This window comes from Weizmannia sp. WK01, assembly GCF_025905465.1.
Taxonomy (GTDB): Bacteria; Bacillota; Bacilli; order Bacillales; family Bacillaceae_C; genus Weizmannia; species Weizmannia faecalis.
Genome location: NZ_CP109616.1, coordinates 1,150,011 through 1,164,290 on the forward strand (window position 1 = coordinate 1,150,011; position 14,280 = coordinate 1,164,290).

Here is a 14,280-nt window from a genome sequence, read left to right on the forward strand (position 1 = left end):
TAAGGAATTATGCCGCTTTGATTATTTTAGTGAAAGAAGGAATGCAAAATGAATGCTGGCATTATCGGTGTCGGAAAATATAATCCTGAAAAGGTTTTAACAAATGCGGACTTTGAAAAAATGATGGACACGTCGGATGAATGGATCCGGACGAGAACCGGGATTGAAGAACGGCGGATTGCAGCGGATGATATGGAGACTTCCGATATGGCATATGAAGCGGCTGTAAAAGCGGTGAAACATGCAGGCATTTCCGCGGAAGAGCTCGACTTAATCCTTGTTGCGACCGTGACGCCGGATCAGCCGTTTCCGACGGTTTCCAATATTTTGCAGGACCGCCTCGGCGCAAAAAAAGCTGCCGCGATGGATATCAGTGCGGCCTGTTCCGGTTTTATGTACGGGCTTGCGACGGCCAAGCAATTTATTGAGACGAAAACGTATAAATATGTTTTAATTGTAGGTGTTGAGAAATTATCCAAGATCACGAACTGGGAAGACCGCAGTACGGCGGTGCTGTTCGGCGACGGGGCGGGCGCAGCGGTTGTCGGCCCGGTATCGGAAGGCAGGGGCATCCTTGCTTTTGAACTCGGTTCGGACGGTTCAGGCGGAAAATATTTGTATGAAGATAAAAGTGGCCATATTGTCATGAACGGTCGTGAAGTGTTTAAATTTGCCGTCCGCCAAATGGGCGAATCAAGCGTGCGCGTGATCGAAAAGGCCGGCGTCAGGAAAGAAGACGTCGATTTCTTAATTCCGCACCAGGCCAATATCCGAATCATGGAATCTGCGCGGGAAAGGCTCGGCCTGCCGGTGGAAAAAATGTCGAAAACAATCCACAAATACGGGAATACTTCGGCAGCATCCATACCGATTTCATTGGTGGATGAACTAGAAGAAGGAAAGATCAAAGAGGATGACCTCATCTTGATGGTCGGCTTCGGCGGCGGACTGACCTGGGGAGCCGTACTGATCAGATGGGGACGATAACACGCTTAAATGCAGCATACAGATTGTAAGAAACACGGTCTTCTTATACCAGGAAAAGGAGATGGCATAATGGAAAAAAGAAGAGTGGTTGTTACGGGAATCGGGGCTGTCACGCCGGTCGGAAATGATGCGCGGACAGCCTGGCAAACTGTGCTGGACGGGAAATCCGGCATCGGCCCGCTGACAAGGCTGGATGCGGACCAGTTTCCGGCAAAAGTGGCAGCTGAAGTGAGAGACTTTAACATCGAAGAATTTATTGAACGAAGAGAAGCCCGCAAAATGGACCGTTTTACCCATTATGCGGTTGCATCTGCACTGATGGCGGTAGAAGATGCCGGACTTACGATCAACGAAGAAAACGCAACCCGTGTCGGCGTCTGGATCGGTTCCGGTATCGGCGGCATGGAAACATTCGAAAACCAGTTTGAAGTATTCCAAAAGCGCGGATATCGGCGTGTGAGTCCTTTCTTTGTACCGATGATGATTCCGGATATGGCAGCAGGCCAGGTCTCAATCATTCTTGGCGCAAAAGGGATTAACTCTTGTACCGTCACGGCGTGTGCAACGGGAACAAACTCAATCGGGGACGCCTTTAAAGCGATCCAGCGCGGCGATTGCGATGCTATGATTGCAGGCGGGACGGAAGCGCCGATTACAAGAATGTCGTTCGCGGGATTTTGTGCCAATACAGCGCTGTCCACCAATCCGGATCCGGAAACGGCAAGCCGCCCGTTTGATTTAAACCGGGACGGGTTTGTCATCGGCGAAGGCGCCGGCATTTTGGTGCTTGAAGACTTAGAACATGCTTTAAAACGCGGAGCCAAAATTTATGCGGAAGTGGTTGGCTACGGGTCAACCGGGGATGCCTACCATATTACTGCGCCTGCGCCTGGCGGGGAAGGCGGCGCGCGCTCGATGCAAATGGCGCTTGATGATGCTGGCCTTGCCCCGGATGAAATCGGCTATATTAATGCCCATGGGACAAGCACGCCGTATAATGATAAATACGAGACAATGGCGATTAAAGAGGTTTTCGGCGACCATGCTTACAAACTGGCCGTCAGCTCGACAAAATCGATGACAGGCCATCTGCTCGGGGCAGCAGGCAGCGTGGAAGCCATTTTTACTGTGCTTGCGATCAAAGAAGGCATTGTTCCGCCAACCATCAATATTCAAACGCCTGATCCGGAATGCGATTTGGACTATGTTCCGGATAAAGCGCGCAAACAGGAGCTGAACGCAGCGGTCAGCAATTCGCTCGGTTTCGGCGGACACAACGCAACCCTTGCTTTTAAAAAATACGAAGCCTGATCCAAAAGGGGTATCCCGGTTAAAATGGGATACCCTTTTTGCATGGAAACGAAACCAAATATTGCGAAACGTTTTTCAAGGATCACGTGCTAGAAAAGCCGAGTCGCAAAAAGGGGATGGAACATCACATGCGGTTCCGATAACGTTTTGGCATGGGGATCAAAGGGTGCGGACAGACTCCCATGCTGGCGGTTTCAAAAGTGTGATTTTTGCGGGCGGAAAGATGAATTTACAGGGGAAAAAACGCATTCCGGGATGTGCGGCAGTCTGCTCTGGCTTTTGAAAAATTTATTTTCTAAAATCCGGTCTTCCGCAATAAAATAAAGCAAACGGGAGGGGGAACCGGCGATGGGGATCATTCGGACGGATTTGTGGATGGAAGAAGCTTTCTCAAAACCGGAGCTGTTTTTAGAAACAATCAAACAGGAAAGGGAAGATCCGGAAGATTTTTATCGCTACTTGCAGCGTTTCGGCATGTACCGCCCTTCAAGGCAGGCAGAACAGATTTTTACTGCGTTGAAAAAAGCGGATGCCTGGGAGAAAATCGGGGAGTATCATGCAAAATACAAAAAGCTTTGGAACGGGCCAGATCCGGACATTTACATTTTTCCAGTCAGGAATGGAAACGGTTTCAACTTTGGCCGCAGCCGCGGAAAATCGGGCGTAACACTGCCGGGTGCCGTTTTTTTATTTCTTGCACCGGTTCGGGACCGGAAAGAATGGGAAGCGCTGTTTGTCCATGAATACCATCATGCGGCAAGAATGAGCAGGTTGAAAAAACCGCTGCGTGATTATACTTTGCTCGATTCCCTCGTGTTTGAAGGCCTCGCCGAACATGCCGTGCTCGAGTATGTCGGAGAAGAATATGTATCGGAAACATCAAAACGCTATTCCGAAAAACAGAAAAAACATGCGTGGCAACAGTTTTTCAAAAAAAATCTTGCAGCCGGAAAAGAAGAAAAAATTCATGATGACCTTCTTTTCGGCAGAAAATACGTCCCGCCGATGATGGGATATGCGCTCGGATACCATTTGATAGAGAAGTATAAAACGGCCCATTCTTTTTCTACAATAGCAAATCTCGGCCGCCGTTCCGAAATATTTGCAGAAGGAATGTTTACCAACCCGCCGGAATCCTGAATCCATAAAGTACCAAAAAAATACAAATATAATTTTAACTAAAAAAATGATTGCGTTTCTTTTAATTTTGTAATATTATTTAAACAATAAATTAATAAGATTTTAATCTATTTTCGTTTTTTCTACTTTTACGAAGGGAGGTTTTGTATATTGGAAAAACCACCGCTTTTGCAAATTGAGGATTTGACTGTTTCTTTCCAAATCCAGGATACATACTATCCGGCAGTCGATCACGTCTCTTTAACCGTCAACGAAAATGAAGTGGTGGCGATTGTCGGGGAATCCGGCTGCGGAAAAAGTGCACTCGCTCTGGCAGTGATGGGGCTGCATCCGGAAGAAAAGACAAAAGTTGAAGGGCGCATTCTCTTTAAAGGGCAGGATCTCGTGCCGCTCGGGACTGGGAAACTGAATGAAATCCGCGGGGCGGAAATGGGCATTATTTTCCAGGATCCATTGACTGCGCTGAACCCGCTGATGACGGTCGGGCGGCAAATAGAAGAAAGCATGGATTACCACACCAAACTATCCGGTTCCGAAAAGAAAAAACGGACGCTTGAATTGTTAAGCCGGGTCGGGATCCCTTATCCCGAAAGAACATATAAGCAATACCCGCATGAGCTTTCCGGCGGCATGAGGCAGCGGGTGGTCATTGCCATCGCGATCGCCTGCCAGCCGTCGCTTGTGATTGCGGATGAACCGACAACCGCGCTTGATGTCACGATCCAGGCCCAAATTATGGATTTGCTGAAAGATTTGCAGCGCCAGATGAAGACGGGCATTATTCTGATTACCCATGATCTCGGCGTCGTTGCCGAAATGGCCGACAGAGTGGCCGTCATGTATGCAGGCGAAATTGTCGAAATTGCGGATGTTACAACACTCTTCAAAAATCCGTTACATCCTTATACCCGTTCTTTGCTGAATTCAATCCCGTCGGCGACGGAAGCCAAAGAAAGATTGCATGTCATCCAGGGCATTGTTCCTTCACTGAAGAACCTGCCGCGCTCGGGATGCCGCTTTAAATCAAGGATTGGCTGGATCAGCGACGCGGCGCACGAAGAAAATCCGGTTCTTCGCGAAGTGGAAAACGGCCACTGGGTGCGCTGTACCTGTTACAAACATTTTTATTTCCCGGACGAACAGAACATGGAGACAGGGGATATGTATCATGCCACTTCTTAAGATCGAAAATCTAAAAGTCTATTATCCGGTACGGGGCGGGTTTTTCCGCCGGGTGGTCGATCATGTAAAAGCGGTCAATGATATCAGCTTCGAATTGCAGCCTGGAGAAACGTACGGGCTTGTCGGCGAATCGGGCTGCGGCAAAACGACAACGGGCAGAACGATCGTCGGGCTGAATCATGCAACCGCGGGCAAAATTGTGTTTGAAGGAACGGATTTGGCCCGGCTCAGCCGGAAGGAATTTCAACATTACCGGAAAGATATCCAAATGATCTTCCAGGATCCGTATTCTTCCCTGAATCCGAAAAAGCGCGTGGCGGATATTATCGCTGAACCGATTCGCAATTTTGAGAAACTGCCCCGCGAACAAGAGCGGGAAAAAGTCCGCGAAGTCATGGAAAAAGTCGGCCTGAGTCCGGACTCCATGTTTAAATACCCGCATGAATTTTCAGGAGGGCAGCGCCAGCGGATCGGCATTGCCCGGGCGCTGACATTGAATCCGAAACTGATCATTGCGGATGAGCCGGTCTCCGCCCTTGATGTTTCCGTCCAGGCGCAGGTGCTCAATTTTATGAAAGACATCCAAAAAGAATTCGGGCTCACCTACCTATTTATTAGCCATGACCTTGGCATTATCCGCCATATGTGCGACCGAATCGGCATCATGTACCGCGGGCGTTTTGTGGAAGAAGGGACGAGTGACGAAATTTACGAGAATCCGCAACATATCTACACAAAACGGCTGCTGTCCGCGATTCCAAATGGGGACCCGGAAAATAGAGCAGCACAAAAACAGTACCGGGAAAAAATCAACAATGAATTCCGGCAAGCTTTCAGGGATTATTTTGACGAGGAAGGGAAGCCGTACCATCTCAAGCCGGTTTCGCATACCCATTCCGTAGCACTGCCGTAAAGAGGGGGGCACAGTTATGATTAAATTTATATTGCGCAGAATTCTCATCATGATCCCTCAATTAATTATTTTGAGTATTTTGATTTTCGTGCTGGCAAAGGCCATGCCCGGCGATGCACTGACCGGCCGGCTGGCGAGCAATCCGAAAATGGATATCCACACGCTTCATGAAATGAAAGAAAAATTGGGGCTGTATGATCCGGCTTATGTACAGTACGCCCGCTGGGTGAAAAATCTCTTCAAAGGCGATCTTGGCATGTCTTATATTCACCAGCAGCCTGTAACAGAACTGCTTGCCGGGCGACTGTGGAACACGATTTTACTGTCGGCGGTGATTCTGATCCTGACATATTTGATCGCCATTCCGCTTGGGATCGTGGCCGGGCGATGGACGGATTCATGGGCGGATAAGCTGATTACCGGTTATAACTATCTCAGCTATGCAACTCCGCTGTTTATCTTTGCATTGATTATGCTGTTTGTGTTCGGTTTTGTCCTATCATGGTTTCCGACAAGCGGCAGTGTCAATATCCAGGCCCGTGACGGCACGTTTGAATATTTCATGAGCAAGGCTTACCATCTAATTTTGCCAGCCTTATCCGGATCGCTGCTTGCAACGGTGGGCACGATCCAGTATTTGCGGAATGAAATCATCGATACAAAAATCAAAGATTTTGTAAAAACGGCGCGGGCAAAAGGCGTGCCTGAATCGAAGGTGTATACGCATCATATTTTAAGAAATTCGCTTTTACCGATCGCCACCTTTTTCGGTTATGAGATTACCGGATTAATCGGCGGGTCCGTCATTTTGGAATCGATATTCGGTTATCCGGGGATTGGGCAGCTGTTTTTGCAATCGATTATGCAGCGTGATTACAGCGTAGTCACGGCGCTCGTCATGATTTCCGGCGTGGCGACCTTGTTCGGCACATTATTATCAGACATTATTTTAAGCGCTGTGGATCCGCGTATCCGGATTGAGTAACGGGGGGTGAGAGGATGAAAGCAGTCATTTCAACACAACAGCCCGCAACTGTCGAAACAGAAAAAAGCCCGTCCGGATTTTCGATTATCTGGCGGGAACTGATCAAAGATAAAATGGCCGTTATCTCCATGATCGTGCTGGGGCTGATTCTGATAACAGTTTACGGCATGTCATTGATTTTAAACGAAAATGAGATTGTAAAGGTTGACCTTTTATCCATTTACGCACCGCCCTCAGCTGAACACTGGCTCGGCACCGATTACGGCGGCCGGGATATATTCGGGCAACTGATTATCGGTGCAAAAAATTCGTTTACAATCGGGCTTGCGATTACGTTGATTACCGGTGCAATCGGGCTTGCGGTCGGATTAATTGCCGGTTACTTCGGCGGAGTCATTGACAATATCATCATGAGAATCATTGACTTTATTCTTGTCCTGCCGTTTCTCATGCTCATCATTGTCCTCGTGACAATCGTACCGAAATATAATGTGTTTTCTTTTATTCTCATTATGAGTGCATTCCTTTGGGTCGGAAAAGCAAGACTGATTCGTTCCAAGACGCTTTCGGAAAGGGAACTCGACTATGTCAGTGCTTCCAAGACGCTCGGTACGCCGGACTGGAAAATTATTCTCTTCCAGGTCCTGCCGAATTTGAGCTCGATTATTATCGTGAACTTGACGATTAACTTGGCAAGCAATATTGGGATTGAATCGAGCCTGACCTATCTCGGCTTCGGGTTGCCGGAAAGCACACCGAGCCTTGGGACGTTGGTCAGTTATGCCACAAACCCGGATGTGCTCCAGCATAAATGGTGGATTTGGTTACCTGCATCGCTCCTGATTCTGGTGATGATGCTGTGTATAAATTTTATCGGCCAGGCGTTAAAACGCGCAGCCGATGCAAGACAAAGACAAGGATAAAAAAGAGGGGGCTTAGCAATGAGGAAAAGAAAATGGTCAAGCGTATTCAGTTTGCTGGTGATACTCGTATTGGTGCTGTCAGCCTGTAACAATTCACCGAGCAGCGGAAGCAAGGAAGACAAGGCAGTGAAAACGGAAGATTTAACAAGCAAGTTTCCGAATACCGTCAAAAACAACAAAAAAGCGATTGACGGCGGGATTTTGAATTACGGCATCGTTTCCGATACGCCGATTGAAGGCACATTCAACCTTGCTTTCTACGAAGGGCAACCGGATTTTGAAGTCATTAAATTTTTTGATGATTCGCTGTTAAAAACAGACGAAAACTATGAATTTACGAATGACGGCGCCGCCACGTACAAATTGTCCAATGACAACAAAACAATGACGATTAAAATCAAAGACAATGTCAACTGGTCTGATGGGAAGCCGGTAACCGCCGAAGACCTCGAATTTGCATACCTGGTTATCGGAAATAAAGACTATACCGGTGTGCGCTACGGCGATGCTCTGTTCCAAAATATCGTCGGCATGGATGAATACCATAAAGGAAAAGCGAAAAACATTTCTGGTGTTAAAGTAATCGATGATAAAACGATTTCCATTACCTGGAAGAGTGCCAACCCTTCCGAAAAAACAGGCGTCTGGACAACACCGCTTCCGAAACATTACTTAAAAGATGTGCCGATCGCAAAAATGGCACAGTCGGATAAAATTCGGTTACATCCTTTAGGCTTCGGTCCGTTTAAAGTTAAAAAAGTGGTTCCGGGCGAGTCTGTTGAACTTGTCAGAAACGACCATTACTGGGCAGGAAAACCGAAACTGAAAGGTGTCGTCATCAAAGTGGTCAATCCGAAAGTGGTGTTACAAGCCTTGAAAAAAGGCGAAATTGACTATGCTGCTTTCCCGGTAGACCAATACGAGGCTGCTAAAGGTGTAAAAAACTTCCAGCTGCTCGGCACGATCGATTTGGCTTACAGCTATATCGGATTTAAACTCGGCCACTGGGATGCAAAGAAACAGGAAAACGTCATGGATAACCCGAAATTCCAAAATAAAAAACTGCGCCAGGCGATGGCGTATGCGCTCGATAACAAGTCAGTCGGCGAAAAAATCTACCACGGTTTGCGTTTCCCGGCGACGACTTTAATTCCGCCATCTTTCCCGGAATGGCATGACAAGTCCGCAAAAGGGTACACGTATGATCCGAAAAAAGCAAAGAAACTGCTTGATGAAGCCGGTTATAAAGATGTCGACAAAGACGGGTACCGTGAAGATCCAAACGGCAAAAAATTCGTCATTAATTTCCTTTCCATGAGCGGCGGGGATACGGCCGAGCCGCTGGCAAAATTCTATATGCAGTGCTGGAAAGATGTCGGCTTAAATGTCAAACTTGTTAACGGTCGTCTTGCTGAGTTTAACTCCTTCTATGATATGGTGCAAAAGGATGACCCGAAAGTGGATATCTATGCAGGTGCCTGGGGAACAGGTAGCGATGTGGACCCGTACGGCTTGTACGGTCGGAACGTTATGTTTAACTACACCCGCTTTGTCAGCAAGAAAAATGATGAACTGTTGGAAAAAGGGCATTCTCCGCAAGCCTTTGACACAGCATACCGCAAAAAGGTTTACAATGAATGGCAGAAGTATATGAATGAGGAAGCGGCAGTCATTCCGACCGTTTACCGTTATCAATTGTATGCGGTGAACAACCGCGTGAAAAACTTGGCTGTATATCCGGATGAAACACAAACGGATTGGAGCAAGGTGAGTGTCACATCCGAAAAAGCGGACACCCAAGAATAATCCATAAAGGCCCTGTCTTTGGCAGGGCCTTTTTCCTTTCCGGCTTGCCGGGATCGGGAGAGCAGAGCGTCTTTTTAAAGCAGAGCCTTTATCCTTTCCGACTTACCGGGGGAGGGAAAACGAAGCGTCTTTTAAAGCAGGCCTTCTTCCTTTTCGACGCGGTGGGATTGGGGTTCTTCTTTTTACAAGCGAAGTGCAATCTTTATTTTCTACACAGCGGAATCCGGAAAAGAAGGAATAATTTAACTGCCCCCTGCCTATACTGAATGACAAACAGAGTATACGGGGGGTTATCCATGCTGTATCTTCACGATATATGGGTCAACTGGTTCGAGGGGGAGGAAAACAGTTATAATGTCTGCCCATTCCATGAGTGGCGGAGGGACGATGTGATTGAACTGCTGGACCAGGTGCCGCTTTTATTTGTGGACACGCTTTTATACGAGTACATTGAAAACGATTTGGCTGAACTGCCGCAAACTTTGCTGAATGATGTTTTCCAGAAGGCGGTTTTGCGCAAAAACCATGAACGAATCCAGCTGGAATATTGTTTTGTCGTGACGGATGGAAAAGGGATTTTGGCGGTGGATACGATCGGCTATACGCTACCGATCCGCAAAAGCCGGCTGATTCCGAGGCAGGAACAGCTTGTCTATGAAATGATCGAAGGGCATGAACCGGTGTCCTATCCGTTTGAAAACCGCAGCAATCCGAAAGAACATCATATTTTATCCCCGTCGCCGGAGTGCATGCAGGGGCTGACAAGAAGGGAACGACAATTAAAGCAGCTGTTATTTATGGCGCTCGACCAGCTCTATTCCTCGAAAAATACGGCGGAAGTGCGGTACTGGTATACAGAGTGGTGCCCGGAGCAGTATGAACACATCCAGTTTATGCCTTTTGAAGATGCGTGGGAGCGGCTTTATGCAGAAACAAAAACAGGCTGGTCCAAAAAGCATGAACAGTTGTGCGAAAATATGATCAAAGGGCAGCCTTTTTTTGAAAAACTATGGGAACTGGAACACAATGAAAAAAGCGAACTGATGTAAAAACGAGTTGCGAAACCTCCGCAACTCGTTTTTTTCTTAATGGCGTTTTTTTCTGCCCAATCCCATCGCATTTTCCATTTTTCTCAGCATATTTCCGGCTACAATACTGGCTTTTTCCGCGCCTTCATCTAAAATCCGGTCCAGTTCCTCCGATTCAATCAGTTTATAATACCGTTTTTGGATCGGGGCCAGCCCTTCATTCACTACATCAACGAGATCCGCTTTAAACGCGCCATAGCCGACGCCGTCATATTTCCGTTCCAGCTCTTCAATGGTCAAGCTGCTGAAGTTGGAATAGATGTCGAGCAAATTGGAAATGCCCGGTTTCCGCTCTTTGTCGTATTTGACCACGCCTTCTGAGTCTGTAACCGCGCTTTTAATCTTTTTGTCGACCAGTTTCGGGTCATCAAGCAGCGAGATAAATGCTTTTTTATTCGGATCGGATTTGCTCATTTTTTTCATCGGGTCCTGCAGCGACATAATCCTTGCTCCGGAATTGGAAAGCTTAATATCCGGCAGCGTAAAAATTTCGAGGTAACGTTTATTGAACCTTTCCGCCAAATCCCTTGTCAGCTCGAGATGCTGTTTCTGGTCCTCACCGACCGGCACAAGATCCGTGCTATACAGTAGAATATCAGCGGCCATGAGCGGCGGATATGTGAGAAGCCCGGCCGATACGCTTTCTTTCCCTGCAGATTTGTCTTTAAACTGCGTCATCCTTTCCAACTCGCCGACATAGGCAACGCATTGCAGCATCCATGCGGCCTGGGCGTGCGCCGGCACTTCCGACTGGATAAAGAGCGTCGCTTTGTTCGGGTCAATGCCGACTGCCAGATAAAAAGCGGCAAGGCTCCTGATGTTTTTGCGGAGTTCAAGGCGGTCTTGCGGGACGGTAATGGCGTGCTCGTCAGCAATGCAAAAATAGCAATTAAAGCTGTTCTGCAATTCCACAAACTGCTTCATTGACCCAAGATAGTTCCCGATGTGGATCGTTCCACTCGGCTGAATAGCTGAAAAAATCGTCCTCATTTTTTCTTCCTCCTAAAGCATGGATATTTTTCCAGAAAAATAAAAAACCCATTCAACCAAAATTAGGGACGAATGGGATAAATCCGCGGTGCCACCCTAAGTGCCCGGCAATACGGGCCGCTTAGTTCCAATGCCAATTGGAGCCTGGTTAACGCAAGGCGTACGCCGGAAACTAATGAGGCGGCCGCCCGTTCATCTCCGGAGCTCGAAAGCCCATTCCACCTGCAGGCATGTTTGTTTCCACCAGCCACAAACTCTCTGAAAAGCCATAAACAGATGTACTCTTCTTTTTCATCGCTTCTATATACCAGTATCATTATAATGAAAAGATGGAAAAATGTCAAAAACCGCTGTCCGCCAAGGCCCATTTTATGTAGGATTCCGTCTTTGCCTGATCGTTTTAAACGGCCAGCATTTTATGACGAACTTTGCAGAAAAAGGGCGATGGCCATCAGCACCATCATGGACACCCCGGTAAGAAAAGGCATGGAAACACGCAAGGTAACCAGCTTCGACAGCGGGCGGACGTCCTCCTCGTTAAATTTAGAAGACATTCTTTGAAAACCGTAAACAAACGCGTCAAAAAAACCGGTCCGCGCCATGAAAACCGATGCGGCAAAAAGAATCAACAGTGCCCCGATCGTAAATGAAGTATTAATATAGCTAAGCAAATCGATCCGCTTATACACCAAAAAAGAAAAAAACAAAACAAGCAACTGGGAGGCCAGCAACCAGCAGACAAGCTTTTTGAACATACGCTCACCTACAAAATGATTTTCATTCATTATACAGGAACAAAAGAAAAGATGAAATAGCGGAAAATCTAAACCTAAATTAAAGTTAAATTAAATTTATTAAAATTAATGAAAAAATTATAAATACAACGGAACGCGGAAGTTAAGCGTTTGTTAACGCTTTCAAACAAAAAACATTGTTAAAAAACCTACCAAAGTTTATTTATTTTAATAGTTTTATTTATAATTTTTTTAACCATTTGTAAGGGGTTACAATATTGAGATGACAATATCTTTTTGGTTTATTACTCCTTTTACGTAATTAAAAAAGATTAAAAAAACATGTACAAGAAAGTGAAATGTTAGTATAATTAAATTCGAAAAGTCACTAGCTTTTCAGAAAAATAAAAAAAGGGTGGTTAGCTGATGAAGAAGTCAAAATTTTATGTGTTTATGACGCTGGCTTTTGCCCTGTCGCTCGTCCTCGGCGCATGCGGCGGCGGAAGCAAAAACAGCAGCTCAGGTTCAAGCAGCGGTTCATCCAAAACCAAGCAAGTGCTGAATATGGATGAAACGGCTGAACTTCCGACAGGGGATCCGACACTTGCAACGGATGCGGCAAGCTTTACCGTTTTCGGTAATACAATGGAAGGCCTTTATGTCGTTGGGAAAAATGATGAGCTGAAACTCGGGATTGCGAAAGAAGAACCGACAGTCAGCAAAGACGGCAAAACGTATACATTTAAGCTCCGTAAAGACGCAAAATGGTCAAACGGTGATCCGGTTACAGCAAAAGACTTTGTTTACTCTTGGCAAAGGGCTGTGAATCCGAAGACAGGGTCGCAATATGCTTATATGTTCTTTGGTGTCGTTAAAAACGCTTCGGATATCAATGCTGGCAAAAAAGATCTAAGCACTTTAGGGGTAAAAGCGATTGACGATCATACATTGCAAGTCCAGCTTGAAAAACCGGTTCCTTACTTAAAATCATTGCTGGCTTTCGGCACATATTTGCCGCTCAACCAAAAATTTGTTGAGTCAAAAGGCAGCAAATTCGGGACAAACAGCGACAATATGCTGTTCAACGGCCCGTTCGTATTAAAAGACTGGAACGGCACAGGCTTGACATGGAAATACGTGAAAAACCCGAATTACTATGACAAGAAACATGTGAAACTGAGCCAAATCAATGTTCAGGTTGTAAAATCGCCAAGCACAGGCGTCAACTTGTACAATACGGGCAAAATCGACCGGACTGTTTTGAGCGCCGAATATGCGAAACAATATAAAAATAACAAAGAAGCTGTGACAAATCCGGAGTCAAGCGTTTTCTACTTCAAATACAATGAAGTTAGAAACGGAAAGAAAACCGCTTTAGCAAACAAAAACATCCGGATGGCACTGGCGATGGCTTATGATAAAAAATCGTATGTCGACACGGTCTTGTCTAACGGTTCGATTCCGGCAAACGGGCTCGTGCCGAAAGACTTTACAAAAGATCCGAAAAACGGCAAAGATTTCCGTACGGAATCGGGTTCTTACCTCCAGTATAACCCGACAGAAGCAAAAAAATATTGGGAAAAAGGGTTGAAAGAACTCGGCAAGAAGAACTTAACGCTTGAAATTCTCGGTGATGATACAGATAACGCAAAAACAACAGGCGAATTCTTCCAAAACCAATTGGAAAAGAATCTTCCTGGGTTAACGATCAAACTGAAAAACGTACCATTCAAAAACCGTTTGCAATTGGATACAAACCAAGATTATGACATCCAGGTTGCCGGTTGGAGTCCTGACTACAAAGACCCGATGACCTTCCTCGACTTGTTTGTAACAAACGGCGATAACAACAAATCCGGCTATTCGAATAAAGAATACGATAAGCTGATTGATGAAGCGAAGAACAAATACGGCAATGATCCGGAAAAACGTTGGCAAATCATGCTGCAAGCTGAAAAAATCCTGATGGACGATGCGGCGATCGGCCCGATTTATCAACGTGCTACATTACGCCTTGTTAAACCGTATGTAAAAGGGATCGAGTACCATACATTCGGGCCGGATTACACGTTTAAAGATGCATATGTGCAAAAGTAAGAAAACTGCATGACCTCAATTAAAAAGGTAAAAGAGAGTATTTTCTTTCCGAAATACTCTCTTTTCACCGTTAAGAGGATTTTTATGTGAAAAATTTAAACATTCCTTTTCTTTGGGAGGTGTC

At 46.2% G+C, this 14,280-nt stretch carries 12 protein-coding genes and 1 other annotated feature; of the genes, 10 read left to right on the forward strand and 2 right to left on the reverse strand.

Annotated features, from left to right (window positions below; all coding sequences use genetic code 11):
- The first annotated feature begins 48 nt into the window (after positions 1-48).
- The 9 genes from OF158_RS05205 to OF158_RS05245 all read left to right on the forward strand — a co-directional run bounded on the left by OF158_RS05205 (position 49) and on the right by OF158_RS05245 (position 10,296).
- Positions 49-987: a beta-ketoacyl-ACP synthase III gene (locus OF158_RS05205; protein WP_035182057.1), complete on the forward strand. Its 939-nt coding sequence runs from the start codon at positions 49-51 to the stop codon at positions 985-987.
- Positions 988-1,056: 69 nt separating this feature from the next.
- The gene (gene fabF, locus OF158_RS05210) at positions 1,057-2,298 is read left to right on the forward strand and encodes a beta-ketoacyl-ACP synthase II (RefSeq protein ID WP_035182055.1); all 1,242 of its coding nucleotides are present in this window, start codon (positions 1,057-1,059) and stop codon (positions 2,296-2,298) included.
- A gap of 348 nt (positions 2,299-2,646) precedes the next feature.
- On the forward strand, positions 2,647-3,438 hold the full coding sequence (locus OF158_RS05215) for a DUF2268 domain-containing putative Zn-dependent protease (protein ID WP_035182053.1): 792 nt from the start codon (positions 2,647-2,649) through the stop codon (positions 3,436-3,438).
- A gap of 150 nt (positions 3,439-3,588) precedes the next feature.
- A complete protein-coding gene (locus OF158_RS05220; RefSeq protein ID WP_014095741.1) occupies positions 3,589-4,620 on the forward strand; it encodes an ABC transporter ATP-binding protein in 1,032 nt (343 codons plus the stop codon).
- Positions 4,607-5,533 (forward strand): ABC transporter ATP-binding protein, encoded by a 927-nt coding sequence (locus OF158_RS05225; protein WP_014095740.1) that lies wholly within the window; start codon positions 4,607-4,609, stop codon positions 5,531-5,533. The genes OF158_RS05220 and OF158_RS05225 overlap by 14 nt, the downstream gene beginning before the upstream one ends.
- Before the next feature lie 16 nt (positions 5,534-5,549).
- A complete protein-coding gene (gene opp4B / locus OF158_RS05230) occupies positions 5,550-6,518 on the forward strand; it encodes an oligopeptide ABC transporter permease (protein ID WP_014095739.1) in 969 nt (322 codons plus the stop codon).
- Positions 6,519-6,532: 14 nt separating this feature from the next.
- Positions 6,533-7,441: an ABC transporter permease gene (locus tag OF158_RS05235; protein WP_014095738.1), complete on the forward strand. Its 909-nt coding sequence runs from the start codon at positions 6,533-6,535 to the stop codon at positions 7,439-7,441.
- 18 nt (positions 7,442-7,459) lie between these two features.
- Entirely contained in the window at positions 7,460-9,247 is a 1,788-nt protein-coding gene (gene opp4A, locus OF158_RS05240; protein ID WP_014095737.1) for an oligopeptide ABC transporter substrate-binding protein, read from the forward strand.
- A 296-nt stretch (positions 9,248-9,543) separates the two neighbouring features.
- Entirely contained in the window at positions 9,544-10,296 is a 753-nt protein-coding gene (locus tag OF158_RS05245) for a YjbA family protein (protein ID WP_014095736.1), read from the forward strand.
- Between the two features lie 36 nt (positions 10,297-10,332).
- On the opposite strand, the gene trpS is transcribed toward OF158_RS05245, so the two are convergent.
- Together trpS and OF158_RS05255 are read right to left on the reverse strand one after the other, a co-directional pair.
- The gene (gene trpS, locus OF158_RS05250) at positions 10,333-11,325 is read right to left on the reverse strand and encodes a tryptophan--tRNA ligase (RefSeq protein ID WP_014095735.1); all 993 of its coding nucleotides are present in this window, start codon (positions 11,323-11,325) and stop codon (positions 10,333-10,335) included.
- 61 nt (positions 11,326-11,386) lie between these two features.
- Positions 11,387-11,629: a binding site (T-box leader), on the reverse strand.
- A gap of 112 nt (positions 11,630-11,741) precedes the next feature.
- Positions 11,742-12,080 (reverse strand): DUF3899 domain-containing protein, encoded by a 339-nt coding sequence (locus OF158_RS05255; RefSeq protein WP_014095733.1) that lies wholly within the window; start codon positions 12,078-12,080, stop codon positions 11,742-11,744.
- Between the two features lie 405 nt (positions 12,081-12,485).
- Between OF158_RS05255 and OF158_RS05260 the strand changes: the two genes are divergently transcribed.
- The gene (locus OF158_RS05260; RefSeq protein WP_014095732.1) at positions 12,486-14,156 is read left to right on the forward strand and encodes a peptide ABC transporter substrate-binding protein; all 1,671 of its coding nucleotides are present in this window, start codon (positions 12,486-12,488) and stop codon (positions 14,154-14,156) included.
- Positions 14,157-14,280 lie beyond the last annotated feature (124 nt).

Bases quoted from the DNA above. Each gene is read 5' to 3' on its own strand.
- OF158_RS05205 (WP_035182057.1), top strand. From the start codon at position 49: ATGAATGCTGGCATTATCGGTGTCGGAAAATATAATCCTGAAAAGGTT.
- fabF (WP_035182055.1), top strand. From the start codon at position 1,057: ATGGAAAAAAGAAGAGTGGTTGTTACGGGAATCGGGGCTGTCACGCCG.
- OF158_RS05215 (WP_035182053.1), top strand. From the start codon at position 2,647: ATGGGGATCATTCGGACGGATTTGTGGATGGAAGAAGCTTTCTCAAAA.
- OF158_RS05225 (WP_014095740.1), top strand. From the start codon at position 4,607: ATGCCACTTCTTAAGATCGAAAATCTAAAAGTCTATTATCCGGTACGG.
- opp4B (WP_014095739.1), top strand. From the start codon at position 5,550: ATGATTAAATTTATATTGCGCAGAATTCTCATCATGATCCCTCAATTA.
- OF158_RS05235 (WP_014095738.1), top strand. From the start codon at position 6,533: ATGAAAGCAGTCATTTCAACACAACAGCCCGCAACTGTCGAAACAGAA.
- opp4A (WP_014095737.1), top strand. From the start codon at position 7,460: ATGAGGAAAAGAAAATGGTCAAGCGTATTCAGTTTGCTGGTGATACTC.
- OF158_RS05245 (WP_014095736.1), top strand. From the start codon at position 9,544: ATGCTGTATCTTCACGATATATGGGTCAACTGGTTCGAGGGGGAGGAA.
- trpS (WP_014095735.1), bottom strand. From the start codon at position 11,325: ATGAGGACGATTTTTTCAGCTATTCAGCCGAGTGGAACGATCCACATC.
- OF158_RS05255 (WP_014095733.1), bottom strand. From the start codon at position 12,080: ATGTTCAAAAAGCTTGTCTGCTGGTTGCTGGCCTCCCAGTTGCTTGTT.
- OF158_RS05260 (WP_014095732.1), top strand. From the start codon at position 12,486: ATGAAGAAGTCAAAATTTTATGTGTTTATGACGCTGGCTTTTGCCCTG.